Origin of the sequence: Endozoicomonas numazuensis (assembly GCF_000722635.1) — a bacterium.
In the GTDB taxonomy this organism is placed as follows: Bacteria; Pseudomonadota; Gammaproteobacteria; order Pseudomonadales; family Endozoicomonadaceae; genus Endozoicomonas_A; species Endozoicomonas_A numazuensis.
Map to the genome: position 1 here is coordinate 1,578,573 of NZ_JOKH01000001.1, position 18,784 is coordinate 1,597,356.

The 18,784-nt window shown below is 47.6% G+C and carries 17 protein-coding genes and 1 pseudogene; 15 read left to right on the top strand and 3 right to left on the bottom strand.

Translation table 11 applies throughout. The features are described from left to right. Window positions 1–25: 25 nt before the first annotated feature. The 8 genes and pseudogenes from GZ78_RS06935 to GZ78_RS06965 all read left to right on the top strand — a co-directional run bounded on the left by GZ78_RS06935 (window position 26) and on the right by GZ78_RS06965 (window position 8,228). A complete protein-coding gene (locus GZ78_RS06935; RefSeq protein WP_051785896.1) occupies window positions 26–1,417 on the top strand; it encodes a restriction endonuclease subunit S in 1,392 nt (463 codons plus the stop codon). 50 nt (window positions 1,418–1,467) lie between these two features. After that, window positions 1,468–2,484: an AAA family ATPase gene (locus GZ78_RS06940; RefSeq protein WP_034834407.1), complete on the top strand. Its 1,017-nt coding sequence runs from the start codon at window positions 1,468–1,470 to the stop codon at window positions 2,482–2,484. A 2-nt stretch (window positions 2,485–2,486) separates the two neighbouring features. Further along, complete coding sequence (locus GZ78_RS06945) at window positions 2,487–2,990, top strand: hypothetical protein (protein WP_034833735.1); 504 nt, start codon at window positions 2,487–2,489, stop codon at window positions 2,988–2,990. A 36-nt stretch (window positions 2,991–3,026) separates the two neighbouring features. After that, window positions 3,027–3,476: pseudogene (locus tag GZ78_RS30220) on the top strand (DUF1016 N-terminal domain-containing protein); the annotation flags it as partial. A gap of 24 nt (window positions 3,477–3,500) precedes the next feature. Further along, window positions 3,501–3,758: a PDDEXK nuclease domain-containing protein gene (locus tag GZ78_RS30225; RefSeq protein WP_236631503.1), complete on the top strand. Its 258-nt coding sequence runs from the start codon at window positions 3,501–3,503 to the stop codon at window positions 3,756–3,758. Between the two features lie 100 nt (window positions 3,759–3,858). Beyond that, entirely contained in the window at window positions 3,859–4,233 is a 375-nt protein-coding gene (locus tag GZ78_RS06955; RefSeq protein ID WP_407919761.1) for a PDDEXK nuclease domain-containing protein, read from the top strand. A gap of 248 nt (window positions 4,234–4,481) precedes the next feature. Further along, entirely contained in the window at window positions 4,482–5,000 is a 519-nt protein-coding gene (locus tag GZ78_RS06960; RefSeq protein WP_034833736.1) for a hypothetical protein, read from the top strand. Window positions 5,001–5,009: 9 nt separating this feature from the next. After that, window positions 5,010–8,228, top strand: coding sequence for a type I restriction endonuclease subunit R (locus GZ78_RS06965; RefSeq protein ID WP_034833738.1), 3,219 nt, complete (start codon window positions 5,010–5,012; stop codon window positions 8,226–8,228). 261 nt (window positions 8,229–8,489) lie between these two features. On the opposite strand, the gene GZ78_RS06970 is transcribed toward GZ78_RS06965, so the two are convergent. Beyond that, window positions 8,490–9,896: a DUF1254 domain-containing protein gene (locus GZ78_RS06970; RefSeq protein WP_051785899.1), complete on the bottom strand. Its 1,407-nt coding sequence runs from the start codon at window positions 9,894–9,896 to the stop codon at window positions 8,490–8,492. Between the two features lie 178 nt (window positions 9,897–10,074). On the opposite strand from GZ78_RS06970, the gene GZ78_RS06975 reads away from it, so the two are divergent. From GZ78_RS06975 to GZ78_RS06995, 5 genes are all read left to right on the top strand, one after another. Beyond that, window positions 10,075–10,974 carry a LysR family transcriptional regulator gene (locus tag GZ78_RS06975; protein ID WP_034833739.1) on the top strand — a complete coding sequence of 300 codons (900 nt, stop codon included), beginning with the start codon at window positions 10,075–10,077 and terminating at the stop codon, window positions 10,972–10,974. A 310-nt stretch (window positions 10,975–11,284) separates the two neighbouring features. Next, a complete protein-coding gene (locus tag GZ78_RS06980; protein ID WP_034834412.1) occupies window positions 11,285–12,283 on the top strand; it encodes a bifunctional MaoC family dehydratase N-terminal/OB-fold nucleic acid binding domain-containing protein in 999 nt (332 codons plus the stop codon). A 23-nt stretch (window positions 12,284–12,306) separates the two neighbouring features. Further along, complete coding sequence (locus tag GZ78_RS06985) at window positions 12,307–13,446, top strand: acyl-CoA dehydrogenase family protein (RefSeq protein WP_034833741.1); 1,140 nt, start codon at window positions 12,307–12,309, stop codon at window positions 13,444–13,446. Next, window positions 13,443–13,892, top strand: coding sequence for a MaoC family dehydratase (locus GZ78_RS06990; RefSeq protein WP_034833743.1), 450 nt, complete (start codon window positions 13,443–13,445; stop codon window positions 13,890–13,892). Before GZ78_RS06985 ends, GZ78_RS06990 begins: the two co-directional genes overlap by 4 nt. A 15-nt stretch (window positions 13,893–13,907) precedes the next feature. Further along, window positions 13,908–15,086 carry a lipid-transfer protein gene (locus GZ78_RS06995; protein ID WP_034833744.1) on the top strand — a complete coding sequence of 393 codons (1,179 nt, stop codon included), beginning with the start codon at window positions 13,908–13,910 and terminating at the stop codon, window positions 15,084–15,086. A 408-nt stretch (window positions 15,087–15,494) separates the two neighbouring features. Here GZ78_RS06995 and GZ78_RS07000 read toward each other — a convergent pair whose 3' ends face one another. Further along, window positions 15,495–16,079, bottom strand: coding sequence for a YceI family protein (locus GZ78_RS07000; protein ID WP_034833746.1), 585 nt, complete (start codon window positions 16,077–16,079; stop codon window positions 15,495–15,497). A 283-nt stretch (window positions 16,080–16,362) separates the two neighbouring features. Further along, a complete protein-coding gene (locus tag GZ78_RS07005; protein WP_236631490.1) occupies window positions 16,363–16,743 on the bottom strand; it encodes an acyl-CoA thioesterase in 381 nt (126 codons plus the stop codon). A gap of 158 nt (window positions 16,744–16,901) precedes the next feature. Between GZ78_RS07005 and GZ78_RS29350 the strand changes: the two genes are divergently transcribed. Together GZ78_RS29350 and GZ78_RS07010 are read left to right on the top strand one after the other, a co-directional pair. Further along, complete coding sequence (locus tag GZ78_RS29350) at window positions 16,902–17,045, top strand: hypothetical protein (protein WP_161787326.1); 144 nt, start codon at window positions 16,902–16,904, stop codon at window positions 17,043–17,045. 300 nt (window positions 17,046–17,345) lie between these two features. Beyond that, complete coding sequence (locus GZ78_RS07010) at window positions 17,346–18,779, top strand: MBL fold metallo-hydrolase (protein WP_034833748.1); 1,434 nt, start codon at window positions 17,346–17,348, stop codon at window positions 18,777–18,779. Window positions 18,780–18,784: the final 5 nt, after the last annotated feature.

Sequence of the window (18,784 nt, forward strand, 5' to 3'; positions counted from 1 at the left end):
GTGAATCTGGCGGGGTTGGGTTTTGATGTCTGATTGGGTCTTAAAACCATTAGGTGAGTTGATATCTCTTCAAAGGGGGCATGATCTTCCTTCACAAGATCGTGTTGCTGGTTCAGTTCCTATTATGGGGTCTTCAGGAATCACTGGATTCCATAATAAAGCCAAAATCTCTGGCCCTGGAGTTGTTGTAGGAAGAAGTGGTAATTCTATGGGAGAAGTCAGCTTCAGCTCCGAAGATTACTGGCCATTAAATACCTGTCTCTATATCACAGACTTCAAAGGGAATGATGTAAGGTACATTTATTACTTACTCAAAACCATTAACTTTGATCAGTTTAATTCTGGAAGTGCACAGAAATCACTCAACAGAAATGCAGTTTATCCCTATGAAGTAAAAACAACGACATGCAAAGAAGAGCAAGAAAGAATTCGCAGAGTTTTAGCAAACCTCGAAGATAAAATCGAACTCAACCGCCAAACCAACCAAACCCTCGAACACATCGCCCAGGCCATTTTCAAAAGCTGGTTTGTGGATTTCGAACCCACCCGTGCCAAAATCGCCGCCATAGAAAACGGGCAAGACCCAGAGCGGGCGGCTATGTGTGCTATCAGCGGCAAGTCATCCGACGAACTAGCACTGCTGGGTGCAGAACAGATTGAACAGCTGAAAGCTACTGCAGCACTGTTTCCGGAAGTGTTGGTTAAGTCGGAGTTGGGAGAGATTCCGGAGGGATGGTCTGAAAAAACTATCAACGACCTTTCTACTACAGTTGCTATGGGGCCATTTGGCTCAAACATAAAAGTAGATACATTTGTTGAACAAGGTATTCCTATTATTAATGGTCAACAGCTTAGAGGGATTATGCTCACTGATAGTGATAATAATTTCATAACACCAGAACATGCTGATCGACTAAGTAAATCAAATGTCTTCCGTGGAGACATTGTCATTACCCATCGAGGTACTTTAGGCCAAGTAAGCATAGTTACTGAAGGGTCACAATATGATCGGTACATTGCCTCACAAAGCCAGTGCTTTATCAGGCCAAATAGAGAATTAATTTCCCCAGTATTTCTTGCTTTCTATTTTCATTCTTATATTGGTCAACATGAATTGTTCTCATATAAGTCTCAAGTGGGTGTACCTGCGATTGCTAAACCTGTAACTAATTTGAAGAAGATTGAGCTTGTCACACCATCAAAGGTGATTTCAGATCAGTTTGAAAAAGTTGTTACTTCGCTCCAAGCAAAGATGACTAAAAATATTGAAGAATCCTCTTCATTGGGTTCGATAAGAGACACCCTCCTCCCCAAACTCCTCTCCGGCGAGCTAACGCCTTACTCAAACGCTGCAAAGTTTATTAAAAGTGATATGCTGAATAACACACCCGCCACTGCGGAGGCCAGCCCACAGTGAGCACACCACAAGAAGAACTGCCGTTGGCACCGCAAAAGGTGGACAACCGAATGATAAAGGTATTTGAGTTCAAAAATCTCGGACCACTGGACTATGTGGCTGCCGATAATCTTGGCCAGATCAATCTGATCATTGGCCCCAACAGCGCCGGGAAAACCTGGCTATTAAAGGCTCTGTATGCTGCCATCCGTACTCTCGAAGAAACCGGACGTGGACACAGTAACAGCAGCCTTTCAGACGTGCTGAGCGACAAACTCTACTGGACTTTCCAGAGTGGTAAGCTTGGAGATATTGTCAGCAAGGGCAAAGGGAAGAAACTCTCAGCTTCGGTGACATTAAAAGGCCAACCTCCTTTGGACTTTAGTTTTGGGCAGGACACCGCTAAGCAGGTTGGTGATGTCACTAGTGAAGGGTTGCATCGCAGAGAAGCCAACTCGATATTTATGCCCCCCAAAGAGGTGCTGTCATTAGACAAAATCATTTTGCAAACTGCTATCATAGAAAAGCAATTTGGCTTTGATAGCACCTATACGGATTTGGTTTTGGCATTGCAGAAGCAAGAGCCTCAGGGTAAAAGCAACCTCCCCCTAGCTCAAACAGGCCATGCGCTTGAGAGTATGTTCGCAGGTCGTATTGAATACGATAGAAATCGTAAAGAATGGATTTATAAAGTTGGTAATACTCGCTTTTCTATCAATGCGACAGCCGAGGGTATTAAGAAAATCGGCATACTGGACATTCTGATTCGTAATCAGTATCTAACTCAAGACTCCGTTGTGTTTATTGACGAACCAGAATCAGCCCTTCACCCAACCGCTATTACTCAATTATTCGATATTATAGAGCTGTTAGCCAAGCAAGGTATGCAGTTTTTCATTGCCAGCCATTCTTATTATGTGGTGAAGAAACTTTATATCACTGCGTTACAGGAAAATATTGATATTCCTGTCCTGATTGCTAACGGTAACGGCCAATGGCAACAAGCTAGCTTAAAAGACGGCATACCGGATAATGAAATCATCAACGAGTCTGTACGCTTGTTTGAACAGGAAATTGGAGTGGCCTGACCTTGGAATTTGAAGAATCAGGCCTGCAGTTTGAGTTTGATGATGATAGCTGCTACCGCATAGAACTTTGTCCTGCTGCAGAAGCTGTTGGCAAAGGTATCAAAAAAGCTGAGTTTCTGTGTGTACAAGAGAACAATTTATGGGTACTTGAAGCAAAAAGTTCCATTCCAAATGAAACTAAAGACAAGGTCCGTTACGAAGAGTGGTGGCAAGAAATCTATGAAAAGCTCTATAACTCTCTGCAGCTCACAGCACTGGGGCTTGTAGGCCGCCATGAAGCGCTTGGTAATGGGGTGCCGGATAAACTGATATTTTCTGACTGGTCAGCACTCAAGATTCAACTTGTTCTTGTGATACCAGATGCACCCAAGGCCTACCTTCCTCCCCTGACCGATAAGCTTCAGAAAAAATTTCAAACACTTTTTCTGAAACTGTGGAAAATCAAACCCAATGAGATAATGGTTCTTAACCGGGACCTTGCTCGTCGCAAAGCTCTTTGCCAATAGAGCCACAGGATAACAACACCCAGCAGGAGCCAGCCTGTGTCTGAAACTCTCCCAAGCCATTACTCCCAATGGCTCAGCACCATCAAAAGCCGAATTCATTCGGCCCGTCAGCAAGCGGTATTAGCGGTCAGTCGGGAAATGCTGGGGCTTTACTGGCAGATTGGCCATGAGATTCTTGAGCGTCAGCAGGCTGAAGGCTGGGGAGCCCAAGTGGTAAAGCAGCTGGCCCATGACCTTTAGCGCAGTTTTCCTGACCTCAAGGGCTTCTCACGGGCCAATTTGATGTATATGCGTGCCTTTGCTGATGCCTGGCCTGATTTTACCGGGGAGTCAAATGTCCAACAGACTGTTGGACAAATTCCCTGGGGGCATAACCTTCTGCTGTTAAGCAAGCTGAAAGACCGTCAGCAGCGCTTGGAATACGCCACCAAAACCATTGAAAACGGCTGGTCTCGCAATGTACTGGCACACCAGATAGAGAGCCGCCTGTTGGAACGTCAGGGCGCAGCCGTGAGCAATTTTGAACAGTCTCTACCTGATTCCCAATCGGAACTGGCACAGCAAACTCTGAAAGACCCTTACCTGTTTGATTTTTTATCCTTGGAAGAAGCGGCGAAAGAACGGGATATCGAGCAGGCTCTGACCCGACATATCAGTCTGTTTTTGCTTGAGCTGGGTGCAGGTTTTGCCTATGTGGGCCAACAGGTGCATCTAGCCCGGATATTTCATAAACTTGCTCCCGATCTCGCTTGTTCTTTGGCGCTCTAAGGGAGTTTTACTCAGTCGACCGTACTCCCCGGTACGGCGCTCCTTCGCAAAATCCCTTAGAGCGCCAAAGTCCTGCGCGAGACTCGGGGCAGTTTATGAAATATCCGGGCTAGAGGTTGGGGACGATGATTTTTATATGGACTTGCTGTTCTATCACCTGAAACTGCGCTGCTATATCGTGGTGGAGTTGAAAACCGGTGATTTTAAACCTGAGCATGTCGGCCAACTTAACTTTTACCTTTCGGCGGTAGACAGCCAGATGAAAGCAGAACAGGATGCTCCGAGCATCGGTCTGCTGCTGTGCAAGAGCCGAAACAAGGTAGTGGCCGAATATGCCCTCAGGGATAATGCCAAGCCCATAGGCGTTGCAGAGTATCAACTGGCTCAGACATTGCCAGATGAACTGGAAGATAAACTGCCCAGTATTGAACAGATTGAGAAGGAAATTTCCCTTCTTCCTGAAGATGCGAAATAATTTTTAAACAGGACAAATTTGTGGTTTTCCGGCATACCCTCAATGCCTTCAGGAAAGATGAATCAGAATGGGATTCAGTATGTGTAAAAAATGCAACAACTACGGTCGACGGCAAAACCTATCAGGTTCTGTACTTTAAGCTCAATATGATTATCTCCGTAGGCTTACTAAACATATTAATGTAGATGAATAGCTGCTTGAGCGGTAACATGACCACTGTCGGGTACTGGTAGCCAACAGGATTTTGAATGCTGACTATCGAAATGCTTGAAGATACAGCAGCTAAACAGAAGCTTGCTTCTCTTGTTGAAAAAAAGCTTCTATATCAAGATGGTAGCGGTCGCGGAACGATTTATTTCACCGCTCAGGCTATGGCAGAAGATACGATGTTAGAACTCATTTCCAAAGGGATGGAAATGGAAAGATCCTGGCCTGAGGGTGAAAGGTCCGGACCTTGCCCCGAAGGGTCTGGACCTTTCACTCCAAGCTCCGGACCTTTAGAGAACGAGCTGACGGCCCTGGCAATACCCATCGCCTCAAAAAAGCGCGCCCCCAGTGAAGAGGTTCGTCAGGCCATTCTTGGCCTGTGTGCCCTGAGAACATTGCAACTTGAAGAACTGGAAAAACTGCTGAATCGAAGTGGCGAATCACTGCGCAAAAAATACCTGCAACAATTGATCAAAGAGCACAAACATCAGGTTGATGTACCCGACCAAGCTCAATCACCCCCAGCAGGCCTATATTACCGTTGGGTCAGAGATCGATAAGGAGTACAAATGATCACTGAAGATCAACTGGAACAACTCTGTCTGGAATGGTTCGAGAGCATCGGCTACGACTCAGTATCCGGCTATGATATTGCGCCGGACGGTGATTACTCTGAACGCTCGGATTATCGTCAGATTTTCCTGCCTGGGCGTTTGCTGGAGCAGCTGGAAATCATAAATCCCCATATACCTATGGCAACATTGGAAGCTGTCGTTCAACGGGTAAGCAAACCGGACACGCCTATCCTTATCAAAAATAATAAAGCCTTCCACCAGCTGCTTCTGGAAGGCGTGAAGGTAGAGTTTAAGCGAGACAACGAAACGGTTGTAGATTATGTACGACTGGTTGATTATGACAAACGTGATAACAATCAATTTTTGGTAGTTAACCAATTTACTATTTCTGGCAGTAAAGGTCTCAGACGCCCAGATATCATTGTCTTCATTAATGGGCTGCCGTTAGCGGTCATTGAACTGAAAAACCCGGCTGACAGTAATGCCGATATCTGGTCCGCCTTTCAGCAGCTGCAGACCTATAAAGAAGAAATCTCCGACCTGTTTGTGTTTAACGAGGCTCTGGTAGTCAGTGATGGACTGAATGCGCGGGTGGGCTCCCTGACAGCGAACAAAGAGCGCTTTCTGCCTTGGCGCACTATAGCCAATGAAAACGATAAGCCGCTGTTTGAATATCACCTGGAAACTTTGATCAAAGGCTTTTTCAAGCCCGAACTGTTTCTGGACTATATTCGTCACTTCGTTCTGTTTGAGACCGAAGGCGATGCGATTATTAAGAAGATTGCCGGTTACCACCAGTTCCATGCCGTACGGGAAGCTGTTAAAGCCACGGTTATTGCAGCCCGTCAAGATGATCTAAATGCGGTTGCAGAACCAAGAGCTAACTATGGCGACAAGGTTGTGCCCGGCTCGGGTAAAGCCGGTGTCGTCTGGCACACCCAGGGGTCAGGCAAATCCATCTCCATGGTTTGCTATGCCGGAAAGTTACTAGCCCAACCGGAGATGAACAACCCTACATTAGTTGTCGTTACCGACCGAAGCGACCTGGATGGCCAACTGTTCAACACATTCGGCATGGCTGCCGAATCACTCAAGCAAACACCCGTACAGGCAACAGACCGGGATGACCTGCGGGATATTCTGGCTTCACGACAATCTGGCGGAATTGTGTTTACCACGGTTCAGAAGTTTGCGCTTTTGGCTGATGAGATCAGCCACCCTGTATTGAGTGACAGGCACAATATTGTTGTGGTCAGCGATGAGGCTCACCGGAGCCAGTATGGGGATAAAGCCAAATTTAATAAGGACACAGGCAAATACACGTTTGGCTATTCCAAGCATATGCGTGATGCGTTGCCTATGGCATCGTTTATTGGCTTTACCGGTACACCGATCGACTCTGCCGATAAAGATACCCGGGCAGTGTTTGGTGATTATGTCTCCATCTACGATATTCAGGATGCCGTAGACGACGGTGCAACTGTGCCAATCTACTACGAATCCCGTCTTGCCAAACTGGATATCAAACAGGAACAGATCGAAAGCCTCAATGAAGAAGTAGACGAAATTATTGAGGACGAAGAAACCGAGCTACAGGAGAAGACCAAATCTAAATGGGCAGCTCTTGAAAAGCTGGTTGGCAGTGAGCCACGGATTGAACAGGTTGCCAAAGATCTTGTAGCTCATTATGAAAATCGCATCAGCACAATGCCCGGCAAGGCGATGATCGTTGCCATGAGCCGGGAGATTTGTGTAGATATGTACAATGCCATTGTGGCTCTGAAGCCCGATTGGCAAGGCTCTCCATTAGGCGCGGCCACTGACCCAGCCAAAGGAGTCATCAAGATTGTGATGACCGGCTCCGCCTCCGATAAAGAAAAGCTGCAGCCCCATATCTACAACAAAGAGACCAAGAAGCTGTTTGAGAAACGCTTCAAGGATGTGAATGATCCGTTGCAACTGGTGATTGTGCGAGATATGTGGCTGACCGGCTTCGATGCACCCAACTGCCATACCATGTACATCGATAAGCCTATGAAGGGCCATAACCTGATGCAGGCCATTGCCAGGGTTAACCGGGTATTCAAGGACAAACCCGGTGGCCTGGTGGTGGATTACATTGGTATCGCAAACGAACTGAAACATGCACTGAACACCTATACCAACTCCAACGGTAAAGGCAAGCCCACCCACGACGCCAATGAAGCTTTCGCTATCCTCCTGGAAAAGATGGATGTGGCCAGAGGAATGTTTGCTACTCCAGTTAATGGACAACCCTTTGATTACAGCAACTTTGAATCCAACGCTTTGCAATTATTGCCAGGTGCAATGGGGCATATTCTGGCGCTGGTCGGTCCTTCCGGAGCGCCTGCGGCCAATCAAAAGCTGGACGGCAAGAAAAGGTTTCTGGATGTGATGGCTGCCATCAGTTCCGCTTACACCCTGTGCAGCACCCTTGATGAAGCGGAGCCACTGAAAAAAGAAATCGCGTTTCTGGCCGCTGTTAAAGCCGCGATCAGCAAGTACACAAGCGTTGACAAAAAGCGTACCGATGAAGAGAAAAACTCTGCCCTGAAACAGATCATCGATAATGCCATTGTTGCTGAAGGGGTGGATGACATCTTTGAAATGGTAGGGCTGGATCGCCCGAATATCGGGTTGCTATCCCCTGAATTTATGGAAGATGTCGCCAACCTGCCCCAGAAGAACCTGGCGGTAGAGCTTCTGGAAAAGCTTCTGCGGGATGAAGTGAAAGCCCGGATGAAAACCGATGTGGTTTCCGAGAAGAAATACTCTGACCGCATTATGGAAACACTGCGGAAATACCATAACCGCGCCATTGAAACGGCCCAGGTGATTGAAGAGCTGATCAAGATGGCCAAGGAGATGGCAGTAGATGCAGAGCTGGCCGAGAAATCCGGCCTTAACCCTGATGAAATAGCTTTCTATCGCGCCCTGATTCAGAACGAATCGGCAGTCAAAGAGCTGGGTGATAGTAATCTGCGAGAACTGGCCAAATATGTAACAGCACAACTGCGTAAAAGCACAACGGTGGACTGGCAAGTCCGGGACAGTGTACGAGCTAAGTTGCGTAACCTGATTCGTCGAGTCTTGCGGAAATGGAAGTACCCACCCGATGAAGCCAAGGACGCCATTGAGTTGTGCCTGAAGCAGGCTGAGGTGCTGTCTAATCAGTGGAGTTCTTCAATGTAAACCGTAGCAACATAGAATTCAAAGGAGGCGAACGTGTCTATTTTAAATTCAATGTTGGCACGGCTTAACACAGAGGAAACAAGCTGTTTCTGTCTGCCTCCCTGTGGCACGGAGAAGGTTTATTTCAATCGACCGTACACACCAGTCCGGCACTCCATAGCTTAACCCCTTATGACCGGATGGGATGCAGGAGCTAGAACAACTCTGGAACAGGTGTCGAGTGCCGCAAGGTTCTGCGCGACCATCGCAGAAATTTCCGGGTTACTTCACCCTCTCAATCCGAGCCAGCTGATATTCTTTATCAAGAATGGCCTGTTCAGGTTCATACATTCTCATTACTGCCATAAATATACCTTCAGGGACGGGCAGCCAGTTTTTGTTGGGGTCTTCCGGCTTTTCAGATTGCAGCCAGATTGTTAAAGATCCATCGTCGTTGAAGTGAATCCCCGGGGTTCGGTCACCAATGCTGTATCGATTGATTTCATTGCTGGCCAGTTGTTTTTTAGGAAGTTCGTAAGTGGCCACTGACCAGAAACCCTTTACAGGTGGTAACTGACCTTTCTCAAAATGCAATTTGTAGGTATTGCTGCCGGTCATGATGTCATCATCACCGGATGTCAGGGTGGCAGCATAGGTAGACTCTTCCGGGAGGTTGCCATAACCGTTGGCGACGACTGAAGCTCTTTGAATATAATCAAATCCATAGCGACCTACTTTCTGTGGAATCATCCAGCCGTTATAACTGGGTAAGGTGCGGAGTTCAGACGCTTCAACAATGTTAATGCCTTCTTCCAGAGCCTGTTCCAGTCCCTTGAGAGTGGCTTCGCTCAATTGTTCAGGGTCAAAGTGACTGTTGGGGCCAATACCAATCAGGTCAAATTGAGCCATTAAAGCCTGTTCACTGGCCCGGGTTGGCAGCGTTCTCAGAGCTTTATTCATGTAGCTAAAAAACTCTATAGACTTCAGTGGGTCGATAGGGTCTGAGTTCGCAGGGGTGGGAGTGGCGGGTTTTTGTCCCGGAGTGAATTCGCTCAGTGCCGCCATCCAGATATTGTTCATGGCATCCACTGCGGCGGGTTTGTCGTTCTTGCCTGCTACATACATTCTGCCCAGCAACCAGCCTGTTGTAGACTCAACTTCAATCGGGGTGATGCCTTCAGGCAGTGTCCCTTGCCAGTCGGGAGATACCAGTGCGTAATAGGCTTCGTCAGTACCAAATGTTCGTCGTCCAATGTGGGTCACTTCAGAATACAGGTTGGTGACGGCAATGGTGAAATAGCGACCTTGAGTGTCGGGCGTATGGATAATTACAGGTTCATTGCGGATATCAAACCAGCCACTGAAGTAAAGCGTGTCGTTATTGGGCAGTCTAAGATTGCCTGCATTGTCAGGCCCTACAATTTCATCGAATCGGTGCAAACGGTTAATGGGGGCGTAGACCTGCTGCTCCGCCTTCACTAAATGGGTTTCGTTGTGCATCTGTGCGGCCATATCCACCAGAGGGTAGCCGTAGACATAGGCCAGTGTGCCAATACTGGCGGCCATTTTCTCGGCAATAATGGCGTCGCTTCGTTTCTGTTGATAACTGATGAATGATGCCAGGTTGATCTGACTGACTGCGACTCCGAGCAGGACCGCAACAGCCAGCAGGATAGAGACCTTTTTCATTGTTATTTTCCGGGTCATGAGTGTATCTATGGGGTTTAATTACGTGTCTTCAGCTTAGGGACTCGGAAAAATTAATAAACAGCCTGGTTGGAAATCCGGGTTTTCCATATGGAAACGGGCAGGATGATCCGTGATATCTGTTATCATCGGCTCCTGAATAAAATAAGAACAGTGTCTTATGAGTAAGATCGAGCAGTATCAGATATTCGGCTGCGCCGCTGAACTCGGGAGTTTCAGTCAGGCAGCAGAAAAACTGGGAGTATCGAATTCACACATCAGCAAACAAATGGCCAGGCTGGAAGTGGCTCTGGGCTACAAGCTTTTTCATCGAAGCCCCCATCTTTTTCTAACTGAAGCGGGAGAAACCCTCCTGCCTAATGTTCAATCCATGCTGGAGTGTTACAGCAATCTGGAACAGACCGGGCAGGCGTTGAAAGAAGACATATCGGGTATTGTGCGTCTCAGTGTTCCACCTCTGCTAGCCAGAGAACTGGTGCTTCCTGAGCTGCCACGACTGATGAATGAGTACCCGGAGCTCAAAATAGACCTGACGGTAGAGCAGCCGACTCTTAAAGCCTTCTCTGATAAACAGGACATCATTATCACTATGGGGCAGCTGTCAGACAGTTCCCTTATTTGTAAAAGTCTGGGGCAGTGTTCAGTCGTTCTGGTGGCAACACCAGATTATCTGATGCAGAAGGGCGAGCCTCGAATGCCTTCAGATCTGAAAGATCACCATTGTATGGCTTCTCATTTTCGCCTGTTTAACAGTGCTGTCCCGTGGGTCTTTCACAAGGATAAGAAGCAGTTTGCTGTTGAGATCGAAAGTCGTGTGGCCATGAATGATATTTATGGCATTAAAACACTGGTGAAGGCGCATATGGGGGTTGGGGTCATGCTCAAGTTTTTTGTTGAGGAAGAGATTCGTTCTGGCAAATTGGTCCAGGTGTTGCCTGATTTCCAGTTTGCTTCCAGGCCTCCTATCTATATGGTCTCCCGGGAGCGTCAGTTGCTTCCCGCTAATGTCAGGGTGCTCAAGGCTTTTTTGGGTGAAGTGATTGGGCAGCGGCTGAATTGAAGGTTTAGCAGTGCATGGGAAAGGGGTTAGTGAGAACAGAGTAGGGTATGATCATCGTGAGCCCGATATGTTCATGGCTTTAATGCCATTAATGATCCTTATTCTCTGTTATTGATATTTTTGCCAGCCACGAATGGCCATTTTTGTAATTGCCTGCATCCTCCCGACCCGTAAAATGCTAACTGATCTATGCCTATAGCGATAAGTGCGTAAGATAAGTGCATAAAAAGAACAGAAGAAACTTCCGGCTTAACAGCCCTTGAAGGAAGTGAAAAACATCTGGCCTGATCAACAGGCGGAGACAGTAAGCATGACTGATCAGAACAACAATAAGGAACTGGAAGCCCGGATGGCTGAGACCGTCGGTGTGAGGGTTGGTCCTCACAGAAGCTGGGATCCAGTCAATCAGCCCATGATCCGTCACTGGGCCCAGGCTATGGGGGATCAGAACCCCATGTATACCGATGCAGAATACGCTGCAAAGAGCTCCGAAGGTTCAACGATAGCACCTCCTACGATGCTGCAGGCCTGGACCATGAGAGGCGTAACAGGACAGCATGCTCCGGGAACAAAAGAGCGTACCGAAGCTCAGCCTTACGTACTGAATATTCTGGATGAGTATGGTTTTGTCGGTGTAGTGGCCGTTAACTGTGACCAGGAATATTTCCGTACACTCAAGCCAGGCGATGATATTTCTCACTACATGGAAATTGAATCTATTTCCGAGAGAAAAGATACCGCCCTGGGTAGCGGGTACTTTGTCACTGAGCTGTGGACTTTTGTTGATCAGAATGAAGAAAAAGTAGGTGAGATGCGTTTCCGCCTGCTCAAATTCATTCCACCCAAAAGCGATAACAAGCCAAAGGCTTCCAGTGCCGACCAGCAAAATAAAAGCGCCAAGGCTAAAAAAGCTGTACGACCTCGTCCTGGTATTAATCGTGACAACCGTTTCTTCTGGGATGGACTGAAAGAAGGTAAGCTGTTGATTCAGCGTTGTAAGTCCTGCGAAACCCTGAGACATCCACCTTCACCCATGTGCCCAAGCTGTCGTTCGTTGGAGCGTGATGCGGTTGAAGCCAGTGGTAACGGTGTGATTCACAGTTTTGTGAATCTGCATCATCCCGCTCTGCCTGCTTTTGATGAACCTAACCCCATCGCTCTTGTGGAACTGGAAGAAGGCACCCGTCTGGTCGCTGGCTTGGTTGGTATCGAGCCTGAGGATGTAAAGATTGGAATGTCGGTTAAGGCAGAGATCACTCAGTGCGATGAAGAATTGACACTGGCCCTGTTCAGACCTGTTGAAGCTTAAGGAAACCTTAAAGGAGCGAGGATATGGAATTTTCATTGACTGAAGATCAGTTGGCTATCAAGGACCTGAGCGCACAGGTACTGGCAGATTTGTCGACGGATGAAAGACTGAAAGCTTTGCAAGAGAAAGGCGAAGTTTACGACAAGGATCTGTGGCAGCAGTTTGCCGATTCCGGACTGCTGGGTATGGCTGTACCTGAAAGTTATGGCGGTAGCGGCTTTGGACTGGTCGAAATTTGTCTGATGCTGGAAGAGCAGGGACGTTATGTTGCGCCTTTGCCTCTGTTACCCAGCCTTGCTCTGGCAGGACTGGCGCTGGCTGAATATGGCTCTGAAGAGCAAAAAACACAATATCTGACGGCACTGGCCACCGGTGAGAGTATTTTAACAGCGGCCCTGGCTGAAGAAGGGCTCAGTAATCCTCACAAAACCGTGTTGAATGCAGAAAAAAACGGTGATCAGTACATTTTGAATGGCACCCGTGTCTGTGTTCCTTATGCCAAAGAATCAGCCGTGGTTCTGGTACCGGCCACTCAGGAAGATGGTAAAACGGTGATTTTCCTGGTGACACCCGGAACTGAGGGTGTTGAGCTGGAGTATCAGGAAAGTACAAACGGCGAGCCGCTATATACCATGACTCTGTCTAATGTCAGCTTATCTCAGGCTCAGGTACTGGCAGGAGCGGACAAGGGCGAAGAAGCCTACAAGTTTATGGTGGATCGCGGTAATGTTTGCCATGCAGCTACTCAGGTCGGTATTGCCGAGGAAGCACTGAAACGCACGGTAGAATATACGACTGAGAGAAAGCAGTTTGGTAAGTCAATCGCACAATTCCAGGGCACCACACTGAGATGTGCGGATGCCTACATGGATATTGAAGGTATGCGTTCAACCTACTGGCAGGCTGTATGGAAACTGAGTGAGAACATGCCTGCAGAGCCAGAAGTCAGAGCGGCAAAATATTGGGCTTGTGTCGCAGGTGGTCGAGTGGTTCACACGGCTCAGCACTTGCATGGTGGTATTGGTGCTGATATTGATTATCCGCTGCATCGTTACTTCCTGTGGGCCAAGCGAAACGAGTTGAACCTGGGTGGGGGCAGCCTGCAGCTGGCCAAATTGGGAGCTCTGCTGGCGGACAAAGAATCTGTGGTGAACGTATTATGAGCCAGACTGTTGTGAATCAAACGGCGAATCGAGTGAGCTTTGACCAGGTAGAAGTTGGGCAGAAGCTGCCTGAACTGATCATTGATGTGACGGCAGAACAGATAGTTGCAGGCGCAATGGCATCCCGTGATTATCAGGATGTGCATCATGACAAGGAGAAGGCTCAGGCTCTGGGTTCTCCTGATATCTTCATGAACATTCTGACCACTAATGGTCTGGTTGGGCGCTTTGTCACCGACTGGAGTGGGCCTGAAGGTATGTTGAAAAAGGTGAATATCAAACTGGGTGCACCAAATTATCCCGGCGACAGTATGCGTCTGGTAGGCAAGGTGACTGAAAAACAGCAAAAAGACGACCAGAACCTGGTTGAAGTTTCAGTGATCGGAAAGAACAGTATGGGTAGTCATGTAACCGGCACCGTGCTGGTTGCATTACCACTGGCATAAGGCGAGAGTGAAAGAATGTCCAACAGAACGCTGAGTGGCCAGGCGGCAATCGTCGGTATTGGAGCCACTGAATTTTCCAAAAACTCTGGCCGCAGTGAAATGCAGCTGGCAGTAGAGTGTGTCACCCAGGCGCTGGCCGATGCGGGTATTGACCCTTCAGAAGTAGATGGTATCTCTACCTTTACCATGGATAATAACCCTGAAATTGAAGTATTCAGGGAAATTGGTGGTAAAGAGCTGAAAATGTTTAGCCGTATTCACTACGGTGGTGGTGCCGCCTGCGGTACAGTTCAGCAGGCAGCTATGGCTGTTGCAACCGGTGTTTGTGAGGTGGTGGTTGTTTATCGTGCCATGAACGAGCGCTCAGAGTACCGCTTTGGTGCAGGTATGCAGGATACGGCCGCTGAGCCTGACTTCGAAACTGCACATTATGGCTGGTACATTCCCCACGGACTGGTTACACCGGCATCGTGGGTGGCCATGAATGCTCAACGGTATCTCCATGAGACCGGCGCAACCTCTGAAGACTTTGGTCGTGTAGCGGTAGCAGCTCGGGAATTTGCGGCTACCAACCCGAATGCCTGGTTCTATGAACAACCCATCACTCTGGAAGATCATCAGAACTCTCGCTGGATTGCTGAACCTTTGCGCCTTCTGGACTGCTGTCAGGAAAGTGATGGCGGTGTTGCTCTGGTCATTACTTCGGCTGAGCGCGCCAAGAAGCTGAATAAAGAGCCGGCTCTTATTAAGGGTGCTGCTCAGGGCGCTTGTGATGATCCGCAGATGATGACGCATTTTTATCGTAAGGATATTACTCGTCTGACTGAAGTCGGCTTAGTGGCCAAGCAGCTTTATAAGCAGGCTGGTCTGACACCTGACGATATTCAGTCAGCCATCATCTATGACCACTTCACTCCATTTGTATTGACCCAGCTGGAAGAGTTTGGATTTGCCGATAAAGGCAAGGCCAAAGATTTTGTCCGCAATGGTGACATTAAAATGGGTGGACGACTGCCAATCAATATGCACGGCGGTCAGTTAGGTGAAGCTTATATTCACGGTATGAACGGTATTGCGGAAGCGGTGCGTCAGATTCGTGGTGAAGCTGTAAACCAGGTCGACAAGGTTGAAAACATGATCGTTTCAGCCGGTACCGGTGTTCCTACCAGTGGGCTTATTCTGGGTAAGGGATAAGTTTGCAGAGAGCCAGTTCTAGGGAAGGTGTGAACAAGTCCTATGCGTGCTCTGCAAGGCAAAAAGGCGGCAGATACAAGGCGCAGTTTGCGGTTAATGGCCTTAGTCCTTAATAAAAACTGGAACGCAGTAGGTGCCGCCTTTTTGCCTTGCCCTTCGGGGCCTCCAGGGGGATCCAGACTCTGCGTTAGCCTTTTTTGACAGGTCTAGACATGCCTGTAAAAGACTGCCTTGATTCTGAATCCCCCTGGCAGGCCAGAGCACATAGGACTTATTCACACCTTCCCTTGTCTGGCTCTCTCACTTTTACTTCTCTTCTTCGTGATCGCATTCAGGTCGATTGCACTTCATAGTTCTGTGAATCTCCCGCACTTTTCTACTGACTTTGCATGGCTGTGCTGGGTTCTGTCATTTATTTGTGAAAATTAAATGAAAATAGACAGGCACTGCAGGGCTGATAGAGGTTAGGCCCGCAACGGCTTTTAGTTTTTCGACTCCGGCAAGGAGTTCAAATGGCGAGGCATTAATAATCAGAGGTTGTGCAGAGGAAACCAGAACAGTTTTGTTGTTGAGGTAGCTGACCAGCATTACTGCGGTCATTTCGAGCACTTTACCGTGAAGAGAGAGGGAAATAGGGGCTTCTATATGACGCACCATGCCGGGTTGTATGTTCGACACAAGTTTTTGTTCCAGTTCTGCTGTTATCACTGCCTCAGGAAATTGAGCGATCTCGAATAGCAGGGTTTTCATTCTTTCATCGCGTATGGCTATTCCTGTATCAATCGTCGACAAATCAATTGAGATTTGAGCTTGTCCTTTATTCGTAATGGTTCCACTCATTGAGCTGAAAGTATGAACTTCAGCCACGACATTGGCTTTAGTGGTGACCAGGTTGATAGTCGACTGGCTGTTATCCAGAGTCCATTGAGCGAAGCTGTTGACAGTGAAAAAAGTTAAGTAGAGCGCTGCTACCCATTTGATTAGACTTTCCATGACAGTTCCTTGTCTTCGTTGGAGATATTGGAGTAATCAAGAACAGATTATCCCAGTCAGCGCAGCCATGAAAGAGTGATGCACTCAAAGGAAGGGGTTTGCAGAGATGCTTATGGTTCAGCAGAGCATTGAAGAAACTGCGAAGTGAAAGGTAGGTATGAGGCTTTTTGGACGTTAGAGTTTAAAAAGAACGGCAAGTACCGCTCTTTTTAAAGACATTTTTTGAAGACATTTTTTGAAGACATTTTGTGAAGACATTGTCTCAAACGATTATCTATCAGGTTTAGTCTTTTATGTTATCCATGCTCAGTGAATGAGGTACTGGCTGTCCCTCATCATTAATTGCCACAAAGACAATTTTATCGACCTGAATAATGACTTGTTTGGTGATTTTGTTACGCACTTCACAGCGTACTGTGAAGGATGTTGTGCCAACACTGGCTACTTCCATGCCGAATTCAATGACGTCCCCGTTAAATGCGGAGCCGACAAAATTGATTTCAGACATGTATTTGGTGACCAGATTGCGACTGAAGCCCATTTGGCAAGAAGCAAAAATGCCCGCTTCTTCATCAATCCAGCTGAGGAGGTAACCACCAAACAGTCGGTTTGCAGGGTTGAGGTCGCCAGGTTTCACTACACGGCGTGAGTAGTACTTCATCATTGGGCTTCTCCTTGGAATTCTTGTTCGCTATTCAATGCAATGTTGACCAATGGGTTGAAACTCAGTTTTTGAGGTTTAGTAACAACCGAGCAGTTTTTATGCCAGATCAGAGCGCTGACTTTCAACAGCCTCTGGGACTATCTCCTAAAGGACTCTGAATGTCTCTAATCAATGGAGACTATGTTGTGTATATAAAGAATCATCACTGGGTGTTTTACTCAGTATTTCATGAAAAATACTCCCTGGTGCCGCCAGATATTTTGCCCAATACCGTTCGCACTGAGCACTGTCGAGGTGCATGATCAGCATCCTTCGACAGCTTCAGGATTAACGAAGATGTGTGTGGTGATTAATACCTGCTTCGCTAAGTGGTTTCCGAACGCATCCGCAAAGAGTAAAAAAAAGCTCTTAATCCATCGGCAAAGAGGCCTGAAATCAAGGGGTAGGGTCTAATAGACTCCAAGAAGCGCCGCGAAGGAGTTGCCAGTCTTTCAAGACAGGTATGAGCGGGAAAATGAAATCATGTTATGTACTGCATCTCTCTTGAGAGGGGCAGTCATAAATGAAATATATAAAATAAGAACAATAAGAAGGTGTCTTCTATGTCCAGGAAGTTCCTCAAGCTCGGTCTCACTGTATCGCTGTCGGTAGCGGTGGGTATTGGTGCGGGCATGTTGCTCAGCTCTGATAAGACCAGTCGTATCATTAATGAGCGAAAGGCTGAAGCACTTGGCACGCTTGCCAGCAAAGCGATTGCATCCAAGGTGGCGCCAGCAGACCCTAATGCAAAGGTTAAAACGGTTTCCACTCTCCATCATATCCCTATGGAAGTGAAGACTTACAAAGAGAATATTTATCTGGCGACAGGGGTTGGTAACACCTATCTGGTTGAAACATCAGAAGGTAATATTTTATTTGATACTGGCTTGCCTTTGCAGGGAGCTTCCCACAAGCGGATGCTGCAGGAAAAGGTTAAGGGTGACATTAAATATATCGTTTTGTCCCATTCCCACCAGGATCATACTGGAGGAGCACAATTTTGGCAGGCTGAATTCCCGGATGCCAAGGTTATTACTCACTCCCGTTTTGAGCCGGCCGAGCAGTACCTGAAAGACCTTGAGCCCTATTTCTGGGATCGAAATCGAATGCTGTATACCTTCATGCCGGAGCAGCCGCCTGCAGAAGATTCCTTGTTTGGATTCAAGCGTCACGCTGCAGATATTACTGTTCAGGATGGTACAGAATATCGCTTTGAACTGGGAGGTCAGGAGTTCGTAATCATCCCGACACCAGGTGCTGAAGGTGACGACAATCTGGTTATGTGGATGCCAGAAAAGAAAGCCCTGTTTACCGGTGACGTCTTTGGCCCACTGTTCCCTATGGTGCCAAATCTGTTCACTTTACGAGGTGAGAGATTCCGTGATCCGATGGATTACATTAAATCACTCGACACCATGATCGCCCTCAAGCCTGACATGATTCTGCCCAGTCACTTTGAACCGGTAGTGGGTGAAGAGCAGATTGATAATGACCTCAAGCGTATGCGTGAAGGCACTCGTTATATTCATGACGAAACGATTGCTGGCATGAATGCAGGTAAAACCCTTTGGGAACTGATGCAGGAAATTCAGTTGCCAGAAGAGCTGGGTCTGAGTCAGGGCCATGGCAAGGTATCCTGGAACGTACGCAGTATCTGGGAGTTCTACAGCACCTGGTTCCGTTTTGAATCGACCACTGAACTCTATCCTGTTCCGGTTAACACCCTTTACTCTGAAATTGCCGATCTGGCGGGTGGACCTGAGATTCTGATAGGCAAGGCAAAAGAAAAACTGGCGGAAAATCATCCGGTTCAGGCTCTGCACTATGTAGAAATGGCGCTGTCAAAAAGCCCCGATGATCAGATGGCTTATCAGACCAAGCTGGAAGCTCTGCAGCAACTGCTAAGAGAAGCGTATAACAACGGCAGTAACTTCAGTGAAACTATGTGGCTGAAGAATAGAATTGCAGCCACAGAAGAAATACTGACCAAGAGTTAAAGCGA

Bases quoted from the DNA above. Each gene is read 5' to 3' on its own strand.
- GZ78_RS07000 (WP_034833746.1), bottom strand. From the start codon at position 16,079: ATGGAAAGTCTAATCAAATGGGTAGCAGCGCTCTACTTAACTTTTTTC.
- GZ78_RS06975 (WP_034833739.1), top strand. From the start codon at position 10,075: ATGAGTAAGATCGAGCAGTATCAGATATTCGGCTGCGCCGCTGAACTC.
- GZ78_RS29350 (WP_161787326.1), top strand. From the start codon at position 16,902: ATGTCTCTAATCAATGGAGACTATGTTGTGTATATAAAGAATCATCAC.
- GZ78_RS06995 (WP_034833744.1), top strand. From the start codon at position 13,908: ATGTCCAACAGAACGCTGAGTGGCCAGGCGGCAATCGTCGGTATTGGA.
- GZ78_RS06980 (WP_034834412.1), top strand. From the start codon at position 11,285: ATGACTGATCAGAACAACAATAAGGAACTGGAAGCCCGGATGGCTGAG.
- GZ78_RS06965 (WP_034833738.1), top strand. From the start codon at position 5,010: ATGATCACTGAAGATCAACTGGAACAACTCTGTCTGGAATGGTTCGAG.
- GZ78_RS06970 (WP_051785899.1), bottom strand. From the start codon at position 9,896: ATGAAAAAGGTCTCTATCCTGCTGGCTGTTGCGGTCCTGCTCGGAGTC.
- GZ78_RS06990 (WP_034833743.1), top strand. From the start codon at position 13,443: ATGAGCCAGACTGTTGTGAATCAAACGGCGAATCGAGTGAGCTTTGAC.
- GZ78_RS07005 (WP_236631490.1), bottom strand. From the start codon at position 16,743: ATGATGAAGTACTACTCACGCCGTGTAGTGAAACCTGGCGACCTCAAC.
- GZ78_RS06940 (WP_034834407.1), top strand. From the start codon at position 1,468: ATGATAAAGGTATTTGAGTTCAAAAATCTCGGACCACTGGACTATGTG.
- GZ78_RS06960 (WP_034833736.1), top strand. From the start codon at position 4,482: ATGCTGACTATCGAAATGCTTGAAGATACAGCAGCTAAACAGAAGCTT.
- GZ78_RS06985 (WP_034833741.1), top strand. From the start codon at position 12,307: ATGGAATTTTCATTGACTGAAGATCAGTTGGCTATCAAGGACCTGAGC.
- GZ78_RS06935 (WP_051785896.1), top strand. From the start codon at position 26: ATGTCTGATTGGGTCTTAAAACCATTAGGTGAGTTGATATCTCTTCAA.
- GZ78_RS07010 (WP_034833748.1), top strand. From the start codon at position 17,346: ATGTCCAGGAAGTTCCTCAAGCTCGGTCTCACTGTATCGCTGTCGGTA.